The sequence below is a fragment of the Pseudoalteromonas spongiae UST010723-006 genome (assembly GCF_000238255.3).
Classification (GTDB): Bacteria; Pseudomonadota; Gammaproteobacteria; order Enterobacterales; family Alteromonadaceae; genus Pseudoalteromonas; species Pseudoalteromonas spongiae.
This window is the reverse complement of the sequence record NZ_CP011039.1, coordinates 1,755,166-1,773,490: the sequence shown is the minus strand read 5'-3', so window position 1 is coordinate 1,773,490 and position 18,325 is coordinate 1,755,166. Positions and strand designations below refer to the sequence as shown.

Sequence of the window (18,325 nt, the reverse complement as noted above, 5' to 3'; positions counted from 1 at the left end):
TTGCGCTGTGATGAATTAGCTTGCTACTAAATCACTTTCAGTATCGCTTACTGCAATCCAGTCGTTTTCATCTACCCAGTTTTGTTTACCATCGCTTACCGTGCGAATAGGCACGATGTATTCACAGCTGACCTGCGGTTTAACTGAGGCAAATAGCGGCACGAAACCAAAACTGTACGCGGTTTCAATAATCGCTTGCTGGTTTTGCGGGTCGATATCAGCCGCTTCATCAATGTAGATAGGAATACGGTATTTGCTTTGTTCTTTATCTGCTAATAAGTAGCGAATAAATAACATGCCGCACAGTAGCTTAATGGTGATACGGGTACCGTTTGAACCAGCAGAATCGATTTTATCAAAGGTATCTTGCTCGCCTGCGCGGTTGACCACGACAAAGCGAATATCAAATAAATCACTTAAGGTTAAACCGCCATTGCCGGTGGCAAGCTCAATTAAATGATCTTTTGCGCGATTAATCTCTTTTTCGTCAAACACTTGTTGACTAAGTAAATCGAGCGTGTCGCCGTTATCGAGCTTATTTGAGGTAGCGATAATGGTATCAATACTTTCAATAAGCTGTTTGCGCGGCAGTACTTCGATTTTAAAGCTCTTTAAGTTTGAAATACGGTGCTGGCTAATGCCGCTATTAAAGCTGTTCATTTCACGGCGTAGACGATCTAAATCTTCGCGCAGCCCTTTAATGGTGGCAGCTACTTCGGTCAATGCCACGCGCGCTTGGCGTTCTACCGCTTGTTGCTCGTTATCAAGGTTATGATATGCATTAATCACTTTTTGATACTTTACGTATTCGTCGGTTTCGCCATCAAATTTTGTCAGGCCTGCGTTGTAAATATGCAGGTAGGTGTTTGATACGTTAACCGCAAAATTTCTAAGCTCATGACAGTCTTTGTTAAAGCCATGAATTAAATCGGCCAAGTTATCAAAATCAATGGTGATATCAATTGGGTAGGGCGTTGACTTACCTGAGTAAAAATCAAGAGTATGGTCAATACGTTCTGATTTCACTTGCGCTAAACGGGCACTTTGGCGCGCCAGCATATCGCGGTTAGCTTTAATAATTGAGCGTCTGTCGGCAATGGTGGCAACGGCGTTTTGCACTTCACTGAGTAACCCTTCTACCTCATCTTGCTCGCTTTCAAGCTGTGACAGTAATAATTCTTGCGCTTCAATTGAGGCAAGCATAGTGGTGTATTTAGCATACTGGCTAAGCGCGGCTTCGTGCGCCATGACTGTTTGGTAAAGGGTTTCTTTTTCTTGCTTTTTGCCTTCTAAATCAACAGCAACTTCTTTTTGTGCCAGTAATTCTTTCAACGATGTTTCAAACGCATTAATTTGTGCCTTAATGGTTTCTTTATCATCGCCCGATTGCATTTTAAGCGCGGTTAAGCCCTTTAATGGAATATCAATGCCCGGCAATTTGGCTACATTACCTTCTATTGAGCGGGAAATTAAATCAAGCAGTTCACTAAATGCCGTTTCATCATGAATGGTGATGTCGTTTTTACCAGACGTTGCCATGGTCATAATATCGTGATTAAGTAGGCACGAAATATCTTCCACTTCTTTCAGTGATAAGTCTTCGCGCATGCGAGTGAACAAGTTGTACTCAAGGTTTTTAAGCTGCTGTTTTAAGCTTTTAATTTGCTTGGTGGCATCTTTAATGCGGAAATCTAGGGTAACAAGTGATTGCCCTTCGGCGCTGGCAAGGGTATGCGAGAGCGCATCGTATTCTTTTTTTACTTGTGAAAGCTCGGCTTTTAACTGTGCTTCGTTAACTAGCTCAAATTCATTTTTAAGGGTTGAAAATTCACTAAACCAAGCATCAAGTTGGGTGCGTTTACGCTCAATCTCACGTAGTTGACCTACATACAGGCTTTGACGCTGTTCAAACTCGATTTTCTCGCTTTCAATGCCTTCAAGCTGTTCGGTGATTTCAATCAGTTTGTTGTCGTTAAAGTCGCTGTAATCAATTAAGGCTTTATCAATTTTTGGCGCAAAGGCCGCAAGTTTACCTTTTAGTGCACTTTGATGCTCTAACATGCTTTCAAGCGCAGTGATGGCTTCGCCGTTTTGCTCAAGCGCTTTTAATTCTATTTTTGCACGATTTACTTTTTCAAAGGCGCGTTGCCACACATCGTAAAAGTCCACCTTGGCATTTGACATATGACGCTCAAACACTTTTAACATAAAGCGTTTTACATCTTGCGCACCAAGCTTATGTAAGTTAAGAATTCGGCGGAAGATCTCTTTATAAATAGGTGCGTCATGGGCATGATTAAGCGGGATCATTTTAAGGTTAAGCACGCTATCAAATGGGGTTGCGCCGCCAGTTAGCAAGGCATTTAGCTCTTGTGCTTTAAGCTCATACGGAGCGTAACCTTTTTCACCTAACTCTTTAAATAGCTGAGTGTATTTCAAAATGCGTTTGTTTTGCGTGTAGTCGGCTAAATCTAATTTACCGTGGTAGCAAAAATACTGGTAACCATACCCTGCTACTTTACCAAGACCAGCTACACCAATAACTACTGGGCCATGGGGAAGCTCTGCTTCTAGTAGAATATACGATTGATCAGATGCAAAATAGAATTTACGGGTTTCGTCAAGGTCGTGTCCGTCCCATTCGGTTAAACGCAAATCGTTAATCAGTGGAAACTGTAATGCGTTGATAACTGAGCTTTTACCTGTGTTATTAGGCGCACAAATAGAGCTACTTTTATTGAGCGGGATCACGCATTTTGCATAACCTGCGGTATTTAAGAGGGCAAGTTTAGTTAATCCATATAATTCAGTCATTACACTTGCTCCTCATCCATATGACTTTGAAAATTGCTAATGTCGTTTAGGGCATCTAAATAGCGGTGTGCTGAGGCAAGAATACGAAAACCCAGTTCAGTTTCGCGGGCAACGCCAAGCCTGACCATACGTAAAAATACATCGCGGCGCATATCGCTCCCCGAAAAGATCTCTAGCTGATCAAACAAGTGCTTGTTGTTCTGCGCTAAGGTCATCATCAGTTCAAGGTCGATATCTGTATCGAATAGGGCAACTAGTGGATCTTTACCGAGGTTGGCATAGTGCTCAATCAACACGTAAATGGTAAGGGCAAATGAGCGCGAGATTTTACCCATATTCGGGGTGCCCTCATCCACTTGCAGGTAATAAAACCCGCGGGCATCGTGAACAAGGGTTTGGCCAAGAGCAGCAAAAAGCGCTTCATAGGCATCAAACTCTTGATCAAGTTGTTGAAATAGTTGGCTGTCTTGCTCGCAAATATGGTAGCCAGACACCAGTTTTTTGTTGATTGCTTTAAGCTCTGAAAGCAATGATAAATCGATTTGAGACATAAAAATTAATCCGATGAAACTGCACTTGCGAGATACGGCTTGAGCGTAAGCTGTTTATTGCCACTTTGAATGGTTACTTGCTCGCCGTGTGAAATAGCGAGCGTGTGATCGCTTGCTAGTTTTTGATAAAGGTATAATAACTCGTCAGTTTCTAGTTCATCATAGGTGGTCGTTAAGAAATCCATAATAGACGCTTTTTTGCTGCGTTTAGCTTGCGTAAAGCGTTGTTTTACGTGATTGTAATCAGGAATATTAGGTGCAATGTATTGATTTACCGCACTCATATCCGGTAATTCGTATTCGTCGTGCTCAAATTCAGCAAGCTCGGCCATATACGCAGTGATTTGGTTGTTAGAACCAAGCGATAATCGTTGCGCCTCTGAGCTGAAATATGGCATAAATTCGCCAAGGATTTTATCCACCCCTTGTTTACGAATAAGCGCAAGTACCTCTGAGGTTTGCTTGGTTAGCTGCGTATTGCGGCGCAGTTCTTCACGTAGCGGCAATAATACATCGGCACTTTTGGTAAGAGACTGCTGACCAATAAGGTACATATCTAAAATACGGCTGCGCAATTGCTCTAGCTGGCGCTTTTCGTGTTTAAATTTGCCGAGGGTGGTGAAGTGAATAATCAAGTCACTCAGTGAGGCTTCAATTTGCTCAAAACAGAGCTTAAATTCGCCGCCAATATCGACCATATTTAGCATTGGTTCAATGTATTCATCAAATGCGTCAATGACTGCTTTATAGCGTTTTGCCAGCGTTAAATTAGAGTCGTTAGATTTAGCTTGTTCAACAAGGTTAAAAATAGCGTTTTGATTATGTTGGAATAATTTAACAATTTTACGCACGCGCTCATCCATAATGCGGGCGTTTCGTTTAATTTCCATTTCATCGTCGTTAAAGCCAGCGTTAGATAAACGTTGGTTTAAGCGCGCCAAATCGTCAACGAGTACGTGAATCTCGCCAACGAGGCCAAGGCTTTCTTCTTGCAATAAAAACTGCGAGAAATCGGCAATAGCACGGTTAATTTCGAGCTGTGACGATTTAGCTAAAGGTATGATGATCTCTAACTGGATCAACTTGTTAATTTGCTTAAATACCGCCTCGGAAGAGAGTTTTGGTTCTAACTTTTTTAACAAGCTTTGGGCATCTTGGAAGCTAAAATCGCCAAAATCAAAGCGTTTAATTAGGGCTTCAATCAGTGACCAATTGTCTACCAAGGTTGCTAGAATTCTTTTAGGTGGGATCATATTTATCCACGTTAACTTGATATCTATCCAAAAAGTAAATTTTTTATAAAAAAAATGTGTAATTAGACTAAAACCGTAGTGGTTTTAGGTAATCTTCAGTGCTACACTTCGCGCCGCTCAACAGGCTTCGTATCGACTGCAGGTTGGGTGTTCGTTCAAATTTTTAACTCAACTCTACAGGTTAAAATAACAAGATGGTGTCAGGTGTTATTCTCGCGCTGATAATAATCGCATTCGTGCTGATTGTTATAGAGGATATTATCCACGTAAACAAAGCCAAAACAACGCTATTTTTTGGAACTTTGTGCTGGATTATTCTCTTTATTTCCCCTTTACATGGGCAAAGCCCAGAATCTGTTCAAAAAGAACTCGATCATAATATTTTAGAAATTGCGACCTTGTGGTTGTTTTTGATGGCAGCGATGACCTTTGTTGCTTATTTAAACTCCAAAGGGTTTATTCAAAGCTTGGTGCATAGGGTATTGCCTAATGAAATGAGCGAACGCAATTTAATGTATTTAATCGGTGCGTTTGCATTTTTCTTCTCGTCGATTTCTGACAACATCACGGCAACGCTGATATCGCTGGCGGTTGTGATGTCGTTAAAGCTTGATGCCAAAAAACTCATTAAGTATGCCACGCTTATTATATTTGCGGTTAACTCGGGTGGGGTATCGCTTATCACCGGTGATGTAACTACTTTAATGATTTTCCTTGCTGATAAAGTCACCATTGCTAACTTATTGTTGCTTGTGGCTCCTGCAGCGTTATCGGTATTTATTTTAGCGGCGATGCTAAGTATGGGCATGAAAGGCACTATTACTTTTGAAAAAGTCGAACTGCGCCGCATTGAAAAAACCGATATCACCATTGCCTGTATTTTTGTTTCGACCATCGTAGCGACACTGATGTTTAGTGTGTGGTATCACATTCCGCCATTATTAACCTTCTTATTTGGTTTATCGCTAATGTTCTTAGTTGCGCAATTCTTAATGCGCAAAAAAGACGTGAATAAAAAGATTATCGATTACGTACGTGAAATTGAGTACGACACCTTATTATTCTTTGTAGGTGTGTTACTACTTGTAGGTGCGATGAAAGAGATTGGTGTGTTGAATCAATTTACCCACCTTTATGAAGTACTTGCACCTGAATATGCAAACTACTTTATGGGTATTTTGTCAGCGGCCGTAGATAACGTACCGCTTACCGCAGCACTACTAAAAGCAGATATTGTAATGGATACACGTCAGTGGTTAACCTTTACCTATGCAACCGGTGTAGGCGGCTCAATGCTGATTATCGGTTCAGCTGCGGGCATTATTGCGATGAGCAAAATTAAGGAACTGACCTTTGTAAGTTACCTTCGCATGTTTATGTATTTGATGATTGCCTACACCATTGGTTATTCATCATCATATTTAGTTGGTTGTTTATTTCTTAATTAGTGATTGACAGCTAGACGGCTAAACGGTAAATTTCAAAAGCCTTCTTTTTAGAAGGCATTTGTTTGTGTGCTTATTAAGTATTCAAACACAGAAGAGGTGCATTAACCAGGTAGTAGATTCGAGGGCGCATTCCCGACGACGGTCTATCAGGGGGTTAACTGCCGAGGAGTGATCTGGATTTGTGGCCAGCTTGCTTCGGTTCTAGAAGTTGAATCTTCGGGACTGTCACCTGTAACAGGTGGAGAGCTTCTGGCAGAGACTATCCTGATGTAATCAATCACGTTCCTTGCCAAGTTCTCCTTATTAAGATTTAAAGGAGAGACCGTGTCTAATTCGAGTATTAATGTAGCAAAATTTGGTGGTACCAGCGTCGCAGACTATGACGCTATGGTGTGCTGCGCCGAAATTGTTATATCAAACCCAAGCACCCGTTTAGTTGCCGTAAGTGCAAGCTCTGGTGTTACCAATCATTTAGTAAGCCTTGCAAATGACGATTTAACGGACGCTGCGCGCCAAGAACATATTGACGCCGTGGTAGCTATTCAGCACAAAATTACTGAAAAACTTACATTAGATGACGACATTACCGAAGGTTTTTTAGCAACACTTGAAGCGTTTAAAACCTTTGCATTACAAAACGAATTTGATGACAAAGCAAGCGACGAGCTATTAAGTTTTGGTGAGCGTTTATCATCGTATCTATTTACCCAAGTTTTACGCAGCTTAGGTGCACAATCGCTTCGTTTTGACGTACGTGAAGTGCTAGCGACCAATTCACACTTTGGTAAAGCAGAACCGAATGTTGAACGCACTCGTGAATTAGCACAAGCAAATTTATTGCCGTTATTAAGCGAAAACATTGTTGTTACCCAAGGTTTTATTGGTGCAAATAGCCAAGGTGACACAACCACGCTTGGCCGTGGCGGTTCTGATTACAGTGCAGCATTATTGGCTGAAGCGGTTGACGCAAAAGCTGTTTACATTTGGACAGACGTAGTGGGTATTTTTAGTACAGATCCTCGTTTATGTGTCAAAGCGGCACCGATTGCAAAGCTGAGCTTTGATGAGGCGGCAGAAATGGCAACCTTTGGTGCCAAAGTGTTACACCCAGCCACTATTTTACCAGCAAGTCGCAGTGGCATTAGTGTATTTGTTGGTTCAAGTAAAGCACCAGAGCAAGGTGGTACCTGGATTGAGAAAGAAAAATCAGAACAAGCGGGCATTCGCGCGGTAACTCAGCGTAAAAACCAAATTTTATTAACGGTAAAAAGCCCTGAAATGCTACTTGCTAGCGGCTTTTTAGCACGCGTTTTCACTATTTTAGCGAAATACAATATTTCGGTAGATTTAGTGACTACCTCTGAAATCAGTGTTGCGTTAACGCTCGATAATGCGCCAAATGCATCACGCCCGGAGCTTGATCAAGCTTGTCTTGATGAGTTAAGCGAGTTTTGTCATGTAACGGTTGAGAATAATTTAACCCTGGTGGCATTAATCGGCTCTGAAATTCAATTACGTCACGGCGAAATTAATTTAATGGGTGTACTCAGTGATTTTAATATTCGTTTAATTTGCCATGGTGCAAGTAAGCACAACCTGTGTTTCTTAGTTGAGCAAACTGAATCAGATAACGTGGTGCAAGCGATTCATAGCCGTTTGCTCGAAGCCTGTTAAATCGGGGTTAAGGGAAACTTCAACAAGCGCTGGTGGCTGTTTAACAGTGATTGGCGTTGCCATACTAAAATCAAACCCATTAATTTGGCAGCTATAGGCTGCTAAATTATGTTTTGCATAACCGTGATATACATTAGGCGAAAGCAGCTGGGCAATTGGCATGGCAACAGCTTTAGCAAGGGCCTCTTTTAATGTCCAAATACGAAAAAAAGTATCGGACATAGGGTTTGCTGCTTCAATTTCTCTAACTTCATCTTGATGATAAAAGTGTTTGGCTAATTTTAAAAAAGGGCGCTTTTGCGACATAAACTCAAGGTCGATGCCCATACGCTCTGGCTCATGTGCTAAATATACCGCAACCCAGCCTTTGGAATGACTTATCACCAGTGAAAGTGGCAGGGTGTTGTTTTGATATTTAATTACCAAACGTGCAGTGTGTTCATCAAAAAAGGTGGTGAGTTCAGCTGCTTCATACGCAAAGAACTGTTGCGCTAATTGCTTAATTAAATAACGCGAGGCTAAGTATTCGCGTTTAGCGCTTTCTAACTTGCGCCTTTCTAAAATGCTAATTTCATGCGCAGATAATAAACTTGTGATGTTTATTTGGTCGAAATTAAGGGCTTGGCTATTGGCTATAACTAAATTAATTGGTGACTTAGGGCTTAGCACGCTAAAATGCGCGCGCTCAGGCGAGATGCCTGTGATTGGTGGTTTTTTGTTGTTAATCGTTTCCATACCCGATAGATTAGTCTTTTAGCCAAGCGCAGTTTTACAATTTGCTGCAGTATATCTTGCTTGGTTACGTAAGTCGTGGTGTAGATAATAAAAATAAGAGTTCAATATGGCACAAATTAGAGATGGCTTTCAAAGTCGCTTAGGTTTTGTATTAGCGGCGGCAGGCGCCGCGGTTGGCTTAGGTAATATTTGGGGCTTCCCAACACAAGCGGCAAACCACGGTGGTGGTGCATTTTTGTTGGTTTACTTTATTGTAATTTTTTTACTGGCGTTACCTGCGCTTTTTACTGAACTCTATATTGGCCATAGTGCACAAGCGAACCCCGTAAAGGCATTGGCTGAAGCGTGCCAATCTACCAGCAAGAAAATGGGCGCGGCAGCAGGTTATATTGGCCTTGGCGGCGCCATTGTGATGCTCAGCTTTTATAGCATTGTTGCTGGCTGGATGCTGGCATTTGCACTTGAACCAATCGCCACATTCTTTGGCCTTACCGACATTGCAAACTTCCTAAAATCAGATTCAATATTGCGCAACTTTATTTTTACGCCGTTGATGCTGATATTAACCGCCAGTATTATTTTAAAAGGGGTTAAGTCGGGTATTGAGGTATGGTCGCGCCGATTAATGCCGGTTTTATTGGTATTACTACTTACGTTAATTGCCTATATTGCGACGTTAGATGGCGCAAGCGATGGATTTAATGCTTATTTAGTGCCTGATTTTAATAAAGTCACTGATCCAGATTTAATTATTGCAGCAATGGGGCAAGCGTTTTTCTCGCTATCGCTAGGTGTTGGTTGCATGATGATTTACGGCTCGTATCTAAAACGTGATGCAAACGTAGCAAAAATGTCGATTTCAGTTGCCATGCTTGATACCAGCGTTGCGTTTTTAGCGGGCTTACTGATTATTCCTGCACTTTATGTGGCACAAGCTCAGGGTGTTGAGATTATGCAAGGTGGCAAGTTGATTGGTGAAGGGCAGTTAATTTTCGCTGTGTTACCTCAGCTGTTTGCTACCTTAGGTGCCTTTGGTTTAGTGGTGGCGTTTGTCTTTTTTGTATTAATGTCGATTGCATCGTTAACGTCAACAATTTCATCGACAGAAATTCCAGTATCGTTTTTAGTAGAAAACCATGGTTTTGATAGAAAACCAGCAACTTGGCTGGTAACGGTTATTGTGGGTATTTGTTCAAGTGTGATTATCCTTAACTTTGAATGGTTGTTTGGCTTAGTGATCACCGTATTTACCCAATATCAATTACCATTAATGGGGTTATTCTACTTTGTGGTTGTGGGGTGGCTTTGGAAGCGCGGTAACAAACTGCACGAATCAAACAAACTTGGTTATAAAGTGCTAGCAAATTATATTCGCTTTATTTGCCCAATCTTAATGTTAGCGGTGTTTGCTAACGTGGCATTTAAGTAATAGGTTATTGGTACAAAAAAGCGCGTTTTAAACGCGCTTTTTTTATAAGTTAAAATAGCTTTTAAAACCGGTGAGTACGTTTGTGATTGCAACCGCGGTTAAAATTAAACCCATTACTTTACTAATAACGATGGCGCCTGCATTACCAATAAGTTTTTGAATTTTGCCTGCCATTAGCATTAATAAAAATGCTAAAAACACTACAGCTATCATTACACCAGCAACTTGCGCTTGCTGCCACAAATCAACGCGGGCATTTTCGGTTGCAAGTACTGCCGCAAGCATAGCACCAGGCCCTGCAATAGAGGGCACGGCTAACGGGAATATGGCAGTTTCATGATACTGCTTTACCAAGCGTACTTCTTCTTCAGGTTTACTTTCACCAAAAATCATTGAAAGCGCAAATAAGAACAGCACAATGCCGCCAGCGATTTGAAACGCTGATAAGGGTATTGCCATGGCGCTTAAAATGTACTCTCCGGCAATTACAAAAAATAGCAGGATCAGAGCGGAAACTAGTCCGGAAAGCATAGCAATTTTGCGTTTTGCTTTGGCGTCGAAACCGCGTGTCACAGCAATAAATACAGGTACTGTGCCAATGGGGTCGATAACCGCAAAAAACAAAATAAAAGTTGCTGCAAAGTCAATCATATAAAAATTTACCTTTTAATTTGACGTGTTCGGGATGAAAGCACGTATGTTGTTACATAGTGTATAACTTAACATTGTGCTTTTTATGTGTGAAAGGCGATTGAAAAATCACACAAAGCTTTATTAATTAAACGACCATTGCCGCGAGCCAAATGTTTTATTAATGGTAGCGTTATTCGACCGTGAACTGTAACCACTTAATGAATGTAATTGGCATTATAAGCACGCAATTATAACGGGTAATAGTATTTAAAACTGTAATTATGTGTACTGCTATTACCCATTACTTTGCGTGTTTATTAACACGATTTAACTTACTTGATTCTCAAGTGGTTGCTGCAAACGAAACGCCGAAATATTCTCGAGAGTAGTCGCCACAATTTCGCTCATTGCTTCTTGTGTGAAAAAGCCTTGGTGGCCAGTTATCAGCACATTGGGAAAGGTGAGTAGACGCTGAAATACATCGTCATCGATAATTTCACAGCTCATATCTTTAAAAAATAGTTCTGACTCTTGCTCATATACATCAAGTGCTAAATAACCTAATTTACGCGATTTAAGTGCGCGAATACACGCAGCAGTATCAATCAACGCGCCACGACTTGTGTTTACAAGCATTACGCCTGGTTTCATTTGCTCAAGTGCCTGTTCATTGATGATATGCAAAGTGTCGTTGGTAAGTGGGCAGTGCAGGGCAATAATATCTGATTGTTGGTATAGGGTTTCTAGGCTAACGGGAGTTGCAATATCACTTTCGGCAAATGGATCAAAATAGATCACGTTTGCATCAAATCCATTTAAAATTTTAACAAAAGCGCTGCCAATTTTACCAAGGCCAATCACACCAACCGTTTTGTTATGCAGATTAAAACCAAGTAAGCCATTTAAATCAAAGTTGTTTTCTTTAACGCGGTTATAGGCTTTATGAGTTTTACGAGAAAGCGTAAGAATAAGTGCTAAGCAATGCTCAGCAACCGCTTCAGGGCTGTACGCAGGCACCCGTACTACGACCATTTTGCAATGATTTGCGGCTGGAATATCCACGTTATTAAAACCTGCGCAGCGCAGGGCAACGAGTTTTATGCCAATTTCGTTTAAGGCGTTAATCACTGTTTCATTGAGCGTATCATTAACAAAGCAACATACCGCATCAAACCCTTCGGCAAGTTTTACTGAGATTTCGTTAAGTGGCTGCGTAAAATATTCAGCTGTTACATCGTTTGGCAATTGGCTGTCAAATGCGCTGATATCGTACTTTTGCGCGCTAAAAAACGCGATGCGAAATGGTGCTGTAGTCATATAGATATCCTTGGCGAAATGTAGGCCTATAATTCAATGTGTTAAATGATTATACTCAATCGCAGTTTTGTAAAGATTAAAAGTGAGTAAGTTATGTCATTAAAAGTTGCGTTTATTGGTTTGGGTGTAATGGGTTATCCGATGGCGGGTCATCTTAAAAATGCGGGCTATGAAACCTGTGTTTATAACCGCACCACAGCAAAAGCGCAAAAGTGGGCTAATGAATATTTGGGTAGCTTTGCCGAAACACCAAAAGCAGCGTCTGAAAACGCAGACTTTGTGTTTATTTGTGTTGGCAACGACGATGACTTACGACAGGTGGTGAAAGGTGAAAATGGCATACTTGCTGGATTAAAACCAGGTGCAATTATTGTTGATCACACAACAACATCGGCTGAAGTCGCAAAAGAGCTAGCCGAACTTGCAAAAGCGCAAGGCAATGATTTTATAGATGCGCCTGTTTCAGGCGGACAAGCTGGCGCAGAAAATGGTGTATTAACCATAATGTGTGGCGGTGATGACACGGTATTTGCAAAAGCGCAACCGGTTATGGCGGCATTTTCACAGTTTAGCCAATTACTGGGGCCGGTTGGTTCAGGCCAACTTTGTAAAATGGTTAATCAAATTTGCATCGCAGGTTTAGTACAAGGGCTTGCAGAAGGTATGCACTTTGCGATGAATGCAGGGCTTGATGGCGAAAAAGTGGTTGAGACCATTGCTAAAGGCGCTGCAGGCTCATGGCAAATGGAAAATCGTCATAAAACCATGCTTAAGGGCGAGTATGAGTTTGGTTTTGCCGTTGATTGGATGCGTAAAGATTTAGGGATTGCGCTAGATGAAGCACGTAAAAATGGCTCGCAGCTACCAGTCACAGCAATTGTTGACCAGTTTTACAGTGAAGTACAAAACTTGGGTGGTGGTCGCTACGATACATCTAGCTTATTAGCGCGTTTAGAAGCAAGCAAAGGCAACAGCTAGTCGCATATTAAACGCTGCTATTTGTTACAAAAATAGTGGCGTTTTCTGTTAACTCGCAGCCTAGGCTGTTTTATAGTGAGTGATTGAGCTTTTTAGTTGTTGATTTGATTGTGTAAGCCCTTTAATCAATTCATTTAATTGCTCCATATCGCTGGTAATGGAATTAGACTCTTCACTGATAACACTCACTTGTTGGGTAATATGAGATGCCGCTTCCGATTGCTCTTCAGTTGACACCGATACTGATTTTAAGCGCGCCTGAATATTACTGATTTGATTATAAAGTGTGTTTATATTTTCAAGTGATGAGTTACTGTTAGTTGAGGTGAACTTGCTCGACTCGTGTATATTTTCCATTAAACTTTTTAATTCTTCTGCGTCATTTTTCACCAGTTCCAACACACCACTGATTTCGCTTGTGGCATCTTTAGAGCGAATAGCAAGTTGTCTGACTTCGTCGGCAACGACCGCAAAGCCTCGACCTTGTTCACCGGCGCGGGCTGCTTCAATTGCGGCATTAAGCGCTAATAAGTTGGTTTGCTCAGCAATACTATTAATACTTTCTAATATCGATACGATTGATTGACTTTTATGGTGCAAGCTCTCGGTGGAGTTAAATGCGTTTTCATTTAACTCGATTAGGGTATCGAGCGAGCCTTTAGATTGCTCGGTGATGGAGCGGGTATGCTTTGACACATCGTCAAGCTGCGAGGTGCTATCCATCGACTCGTTCATCTCATTTTTAATACCTAGCGTGGTTTGAAAAAGCTGCTCGGTTGAGCTGGCGATATTCTGCAGTGCACCATCGTTTTTAACAATTTGATCAATAACATGGCGACTGACATCAGATATTTTGTCAATGCTGCCACTCATAATATGCAGAGCGTTCGACAAGTGACCAACCAAATCCTTTTGTGAATTGAGCAACTTATCAATATCTCGACTAATGGAACCGAGTTCGTCATGAGATTGATCGTTTAATCGAATGGTTAAATCGCCAGAATCCGACACATACGATAAGGTTTCTTTAATATGGTTTATTTTTGAAGTAAGGCCTTTTATTACGCGAATATTTGCCCATACGATGACACTGGCAATCACTAATAATGCCACAAGTTTGCCAGTTAAACCTTGGTAATAGCCGTTAATCGTTGCATGCTTTTGCGTATTTATCTCAGTGGTAAATTCAGTAGCGCGTTGTTTAATTTGATTAATATATTGGGTCGTTGTGGCAAACCATGCGCTTGCTTCTGGCCATGAACTTGTTGGTTTTTGATTTAAAAAGACATCATTAATGGTGTTATTAATATAGTCGTTATATTTGGCAATACTGGGATCTTTGAAAAAACGCGATTGCTCTGAGCTATCCGACAGCAGCAATTTAAAACGTCGAATATTGGCGATGTAACTTGATACCTCTTGTGCTTGTGTTGAATTGAATTTTTTTGCCGATAAAATTCCGTTGAGTTTTCCCCTTACTTGCCCTAAATGCTCTTTTAGGTGTGAATAAAAGTAAACCTGCATAAACTGCGCGCGAGTTTGTGAATCATCAATTGAAACAGTAATGGCTTTTACTAAATCAAGGGCCATTAAATTAACTTCTGAGTAAAAATTAAAGGCCTCTTTACCGTTTCGGTTATCTACTTGTTGGCGAATAGCTGTGCGGTTAGCAATGTAGTTTTCAAGCCGTGTTCTCAACAGTATTGCTTCACCAGAGAGGGTGTTCATATCGGCATTTTTTAGCGCTTGCAATGCGTTGTCGGCTTTTTTGCGTTGCGCTGTTACTTTCGTAAATTGACTTGCTGCGCCACCGGCAATAAAGCCCGCTGACAGGCCTCTTTCTACTGCGAAGTTATGCGCAACGTTGTCGGCTTTCAGAGCCAATTCAAGCAGTAATTGATCGCCTTTTGCACTGTCTATGTTGTCTATATCTTCCTGGATAGAAAAACCTATGAGTAAAAAAATAAACAAACATGAAACAACGGATATTGCGATAATGGCTTTTTTGAAAGAAAGGTTGTCTAACATGCGCACTTCCTTGTTGATAAACGATATGCAGGCATATTAAATTTAGAACAAGTTGTCTATTTTTCAAGCAGCTAACGGTTGTTTTTATTAGCAAGTTAAAGGCGTGATCGAAACCAAAAAAATAGCATGAAAGTAGCGACTATATTAATGAAACACTGAAGTTATGGTGTTCTATGGCGTTATTGCAGGCACTCAAGATGGCGACATCGGTGAGATTAATGTTTACTAGGGTTTGGTCGCTTTGCATAAGAGAGAGAAATTCAGTGCCATTTTCATGAATAAGAGCTTTTGCGATGCCACTGAATTGTTGTTTATTTTTTAGCGATACAACTACTTCGCTATTGCGCATACACACAATTTCAAAGTAGTCGTATAAGCTGCATGAAATACGCTTAGCCATTTGTTTTGCTACAAGCTTTGAGCGTAATGGTACAAGGCTTTTAATATTGCCATTTTTTTCTCATCGCTTTCATGTTCGTGCGCTAAATTCTCTAGGCTTAACATAAACTCATTGGCATCAATTGACGGGTTATCTTCGCCATGCATGAGTTTGCCTTGGCAGTATTTTCGCCACTTTTCAAGCTCTTGGTGACTTAAGCTTTCTGGCCAGTTGCGGGCGCGATAGCGAAACAGTAATTCGTTGTATTTTGCATCGTCAAATTCCAGTTGCAAACCGGCGAGTTGGCTTGGCTCTGTGGTGCGGATAATATCAAATTTCGATTTGTCGCCACTTGATGCAAAACCCTGGTAAAGTGCGTAGTCCGGATTTGTGATAGGGGTTAAATGACTATCGTCGTTAAATACTTCAACTACTTTTTCACGTAATTCTGGGTGGGCGCGCAGCAACTTAAGGTTTGCCAAACACGCTTCTCTATCTATGCCTAAACGCTCTGCGTTTTCTGGTAACAGGGTTTTTGCCGGGGCGATAAATGGGCATTTATTAACGTGGACTTGCTTTAACCCAATAGGAAGTTGCTCATCTGTGAGGTTTTCACGTTTTGTATAAAGACGCTCTCGAATTTCTTCAACACTTAATTCAATTAAAGGCGTTGGGTCAAGTGCTAAATTAAAACAGATAACCGCATTTTTATTTTGGTGATGAAACGCCATTGGTGCAATCCAGGTTGTGCATCCTTGGCTTGCTGGTATTTTTGAAGACACATGTACCAGTGGCGTCATATTAAATACATCTACTAAATCCTGCGCAGCTTTTTTAAAGCGCAAATTAAAATAGTAGTGGTACATTTTTGGCTGTTTGTCTTTGATGAGTTTTGCTAGCGCAATGGTAGCAGTTACATCGCTTAATGCATCGTGGGCGTTGCTGTGGTCAATACCGTTTGCTGCGGTTAAATCTTCGAGTTTAAAGCTTGGCGTACCATCTTCTTTTTCGGGCCAGTTAATGCCTTCGGGTCTTAGTGCATAGGTTGCTCGCACTAAGTCAATAATGTCCCAGCGGCTATTTCCGTTTTGCCATTCTCTTGCGTATGGGTCGTAAAAATTACGATAAAAAGTATAACGCGATACTTCATCATCAAAACGAATGCTGTTGTAGCCTGCAACACAGGTTTGCTCTTTGGCAAATTCCACATGAATCTTGTTAATAAACTCTGCCTCACATAGGCCGTGTTTCATTGCGTGCTGTGGTGTAATACCTGTCACTAGCGCCGCCATAGGGTGGGGCAAATAATCGGCCTGTGGTTTACAGTAAATGACCAGTGGTTCACCAATGATATTAAGATCAAAATCGGTTCGAATACCCGCAAATTGGCTTGGCCTATCTTTTTGTGGGGTTGCTCCCCAAGTTTCATAATCGTGCCAGTAAATTGTGGGTTGGTCTTGGTTATTCATAAAAAGCGTATTTCATTTGATTTGAAAAGTGTGTGAATTGACACAATGTCTCAATATAGCGCGAAGAATGCACCTTTAAAAAAGGTGGCTTATCACAAAGTAATTTTAGACTTTTCAAAGATATTTATTTAGCGTAATCATAGCATTTAACAGCGCTAATGTCCTTTGTTGTAACAAAGTAAATTTTAAATCTATCACGCTTCTTATGTGAGGTTTTAGTTAAATGTAAAAGCATAAAAACACTGAATCACAACTAGGTCACATTTTCCCACAGTTACTTACTTAACCTTGCACGTCGAGCTGCATATCATTATGTTTTTCTTGAAGAAAAGGAAGGATAGATGAAAAAGTTTGGGTTGGTAACATGTATGCTGGCAACTATCGCTGGTTGTAACAATGAAAGTAGTAATAATGGCGATAAGCCGCCAACTACTTCAGGGACGGCAAGTAAAATTGATGAGACGTTTTTTCATCAAATTAAAAATGCAGGGCAGCATCAATCACCATGGCAAGGTTATCAATTTGATAAAGTGGGGATGTACTTAATTCATGCTGAGAATAAGCAAGTTAAAAATGCCTATATTGTCAATGCAAAAGAAACTATCCAAGATGCTGTTGCATTAGATAATGATTATGGTATTGACGTTAAACAGTTGAATGATATGAGTGTTACCGCTCATGACAAACTCCTCGAAGGTAATGGTCTTTTTGACTTTACTTATAAAATAAAAAATCATAACTATTACTTACAAAGCTACGATGAGCGCTCAGTAAATATTGAAGATCAGCTCACAACGGCCAGTATTGCACTGGCATACCATGAAGCGTTTCATAATTATCAACACGAGGCGTTTAAACAGCCTGAAGGTTATCAGCAACTTGATTTCGATTTATTTGATAAATATCCACTGGACGAGCAAATGCTGACGTTAAAAGTGGTGATGTTGGCGCTTTTTTCAGACTTACCAAACAAAACGCTTACCAGTGAACAAACGTTAACGTTAATCAAGAAATACACGGTATTAGTAGACGAAATGTTACGCATTGATGCGTCACGCAATGGTAGTGAGACAACTGGATGGATTTATAAACATGCCCTTGGACAAGAGCTGTACGAGGGTAGTGCTTTATTTGTTGATACTATGATGTCGCGCGAAGTTATTGAATCTCATGAAGATAAAGCATTTACGATGTTTGATCCGCTAAAGCTTGATCAAGAGCAGCATGGTATTACGCAAATCAGCTCAAAAAGTGATAAGGAGCAGTTTTTTGCGTTTAACATGTTTTACGAATCGGGGGCTTCAATTATTTGGTTATTGCATCAATACGGCGTCGATCTTAAACAGCTAGAGAATGGTCGTTATCCGTACTCAATAGCGAAAGAGATAGCAAATATCAGCGAGTTAGATAGTTATTATTTACTACGAGATTTGAAACACACTGCGCTTTGGCAACAAGCAGCGCAAAGTGCTAAACGTTATGGCAAGTTTAATTAGATTGTCAGGTGAAACATTGCTAATCACACTTGCTGTTAATGAGTCGCTGTAATTAAGTCATCATTGTAAATTGACATAAATCAATGGATGATTACTCAAAACATGTGTGCGGACATTCGTC

The 18,325-nt window shown here is 40.8% G+C and carries 14 protein-coding genes and 1 riboswitch; of the genes, 5 read left to right on the top strand and 9 right to left on the bottom strand.

Annotated elements, in window-relative coordinates; translation table 11 throughout:
• Positions 1 to 15 precede the first annotated feature (15 nt).
• Genes PSPO_RS08335 through PSPO_RS08325 form a run of 3 tightly spaced genes read right to left on the bottom strand, consistent with a single transcriptional unit; the run spans position 16 to position 4,618 of the window.
• Positions 16 to 2,814 (bottom strand): hypothetical protein, encoded by a 2,799-nt coding sequence (locus tag PSPO_RS08335; protein ID WP_010559894.1) that lies wholly within the window; start codon positions 2,812 to 2,814, stop codon positions 16 to 18.
• The gene (locus tag PSPO_RS08330) at positions 2,814 to 3,365 is read right to left on the bottom strand and encodes a condensin complex protein MksE (RefSeq protein WP_010559895.1); all 552 of its coding nucleotides are present in this window, start codon (positions 3,363 to 3,365) and stop codon (positions 2,814 to 2,816) included. Before PSPO_RS08330 ends, PSPO_RS08335 begins: the two co-directional genes overlap by 1 nt.
• A gap of 5 nt (positions 3,366 to 3,370) precedes the next feature.
• A complete protein-coding gene (locus PSPO_RS08325) occupies positions 3,371 to 4,618 on the bottom strand; it encodes a hypothetical protein (RefSeq protein WP_010559896.1) in 1,248 nt (415 codons plus the stop codon).
• A gap of 194 nt (positions 4,619 to 4,812) precedes the next feature.
• Here PSPO_RS08325 and nhaD point away from each other — a divergent pair, with 194 nt between their 5' ends.
• The gene (gene nhaD, locus PSPO_RS08320; protein WP_010559897.1) at positions 4,813 to 6,066 is read left to right on the top strand and encodes a sodium:proton antiporter NhaD; all 1,254 of its coding nucleotides are present in this window, start codon (positions 4,813 to 4,815) and stop codon (positions 6,064 to 6,066) included.
• 83 nt (positions 6,067 to 6,149) lie between these two features.
• Positions 6,150 to 6,323, top strand: a riboswitch (Lysine riboswitch).
• A 130-nt stretch (positions 6,324 to 6,453) separates the two neighbouring features.
• Positions 6,454 to 7,740, top strand: a complete 1,287-nt coding sequence (gene lysC / locus PSPO_RS08315) for a lysine-sensitive aspartokinase 3 (RefSeq protein ID WP_233430499.1) — start codon at positions 6,454 to 6,456, stop codon at positions 7,738 to 7,740.
• On the opposite strand, the gene PSPO_RS08310 is transcribed toward lysC, so the two are convergent.
• Complete coding sequence (locus PSPO_RS08310; RefSeq protein WP_010559899.1) at positions 7,690 to 8,475, bottom strand: 4'-phosphopantetheinyl transferase family protein; 786 nt, start codon at positions 8,473 to 8,475, stop codon at positions 7,690 to 7,692. The genes lysC and PSPO_RS08310 overlap by 51 nt on opposite strands.
• A gap of 106 nt (positions 8,476 to 8,581) precedes the next feature.
• Between PSPO_RS08310 and PSPO_RS08305 the strand changes: the two genes are divergently transcribed.
• A complete protein-coding gene (locus PSPO_RS08305; protein ID WP_010559900.1) occupies positions 8,582 to 9,904 on the top strand; it encodes a sodium-dependent transporter in 1,323 nt (440 codons plus the stop codon).
• Between the two features lie 42 nt (positions 9,905 to 9,946).
• On the opposite strand, the gene PSPO_RS08300 is transcribed toward PSPO_RS08305, so the two are convergent.
• On the bottom strand, positions 9,947 to 10,555 hold the full coding sequence (locus tag PSPO_RS08300) for a MarC family protein (RefSeq protein WP_010559901.1): 609 nt from the start codon (positions 10,553 to 10,555) through the stop codon (positions 9,947 to 9,949).
• A gap of 309 nt (positions 10,556 to 10,864) precedes the next feature.
• Positions 10,865 to 11,854, bottom strand: coding sequence for a 2-hydroxyacid dehydrogenase (locus PSPO_RS08295; protein ID WP_010559902.1), 990 nt, complete (start codon positions 11,852 to 11,854; stop codon positions 10,865 to 10,867).
• 93 nt (positions 11,855 to 11,947) lie between these two features.
• On the opposite strand from PSPO_RS08295, the gene PSPO_RS08290 reads away from it, so the two are divergent.
• On the top strand, positions 11,948 to 12,832 hold the full coding sequence (locus PSPO_RS08290) for an NAD(P)-dependent oxidoreductase (protein ID WP_010559903.1): 885 nt from the start codon (positions 11,948 to 11,950) through the stop codon (positions 12,830 to 12,832).
• A 60-nt stretch (positions 12,833 to 12,892) separates the two neighbouring features.
• Here PSPO_RS08290 and PSPO_RS08285 read toward each other — a convergent pair whose 3' ends face one another.
• The 3 genes from PSPO_RS08285 to sbcB all read right to left on the bottom strand — a co-directional run bounded on the left by PSPO_RS08285 (position 12,893) and on the right by sbcB (position 16,708).
• Positions 12,893 to 14,860 carry a methyl-accepting chemotaxis protein gene (locus tag PSPO_RS08285; protein ID WP_010559904.1) on the bottom strand — a complete coding sequence of 656 codons (1,968 nt, stop codon included), beginning with the start codon at positions 14,858 to 14,860 and terminating at the stop codon, positions 12,893 to 12,895.
• Positions 14,861 to 14,999: 139 nt separating this feature from the next.
• The gene (locus PSPO_RS08280; RefSeq protein ID WP_010559905.1) at positions 15,000 to 15,260 is read right to left on the bottom strand and encodes a Rho-binding antiterminator; all 261 of its coding nucleotides are present in this window, start codon (positions 15,258 to 15,260) and stop codon (positions 15,000 to 15,002) included.
• Positions 15,261 to 15,268: 8 nt separating this feature from the next.
• Positions 15,269 to 16,708, bottom strand: a complete 1,440-nt coding sequence (gene sbcB, locus PSPO_RS08275) for an exodeoxyribonuclease I (RefSeq protein ID WP_010559906.1) — start codon at positions 16,706 to 16,708, stop codon at positions 15,269 to 15,271.
• 341 nt (positions 16,709 to 17,049) lie between these two features.
• Here sbcB and PSPO_RS08270 point away from each other — a divergent pair, with 341 nt between their 5' ends.
• Positions 17,050 to 18,204 (top strand): hypothetical protein, encoded by a 1,155-nt coding sequence (locus PSPO_RS08270; protein WP_010559907.1) that lies wholly within the window; start codon positions 17,050 to 17,052, stop codon positions 18,202 to 18,204.
• The last annotated feature ends 121 nt before the right edge of the window (positions 18,205 to 18,325 follow it).

Bases quoted from the DNA above. Each gene is read 5' to 3' on its own strand.
- nhaD (WP_010559897.1), top strand. From the start codon at position 4,813: ATGGTGTCAGGTGTTATTCTCGCGCTGATAATAATCGCATTCGTGCTG.
- PSPO_RS08285 (WP_010559904.1), bottom strand. From the start codon at position 14,860: ATGTTAGACAACCTTTCTTTCAAAAAAGCCATTATCGCAATATCCGTT.
- lysC (WP_233430499.1), top strand. From the start codon at position 6,454: ATGGTGTGCTGCGCCGAAATTGTTATATCAAACCCAAGCACCCGTTTA.
- PSPO_RS08325 (WP_010559896.1), bottom strand. From the start codon at position 4,618: ATGATCCCACCTAAAAGAATTCTAGCAACCTTGGTAGACAATTGGTCA.
- PSPO_RS08280 (WP_010559905.1), bottom strand. From the start codon at position 15,260: ATGGCTAAGCGTATTTCATGCAGCTTATACGACTACTTTGAAATTGTG.
- PSPO_RS08270 (WP_010559907.1), top strand. From the start codon at position 17,050: ATGAAAAAGTTTGGGTTGGTAACATGTATGCTGGCAACTATCGCTGGT.
- PSPO_RS08310 (WP_010559899.1), bottom strand. From the start codon at position 8,475: ATGGAAACGATTAACAACAAAAAACCACCAATCACAGGCATCTCGCCT.
- PSPO_RS08290 (WP_010559903.1), top strand. From the start codon at position 11,948: ATGTCATTAAAAGTTGCGTTTATTGGTTTGGGTGTAATGGGTTATCCG.
- PSPO_RS08330 (WP_010559895.1), bottom strand. From the start codon at position 3,365: ATGTCTCAAATCGATTTATCATTGCTTTCAGAGCTTAAAGCAATCAAC.
- PSPO_RS08335 (WP_010559894.1), bottom strand. From the start codon at position 2,814: ATGACTGAATTATATGGATTAACTAAACTTGCCCTCTTAAATACCGCA.
- PSPO_RS08305 (WP_010559900.1), top strand. From the start codon at position 8,582: ATGGCACAAATTAGAGATGGCTTTCAAAGTCGCTTAGGTTTTGTATTA.
- PSPO_RS08300 (WP_010559901.1), bottom strand. From the start codon at position 10,555: ATGATTGACTTTGCAGCAACTTTTATTTTGTTTTTTGCGGTTATCGAC.
- sbcB (WP_010559906.1), bottom strand. From the start codon at position 16,708: ATGAATAACCAAGACCAACCCACAATTTACTGGCACGATTATGAAACT.
- PSPO_RS08295 (WP_010559902.1), bottom strand. From the start codon at position 11,854: ATGACTACAGCACCATTTCGCATCGCGTTTTTTAGCGCGCAAAAGTAC.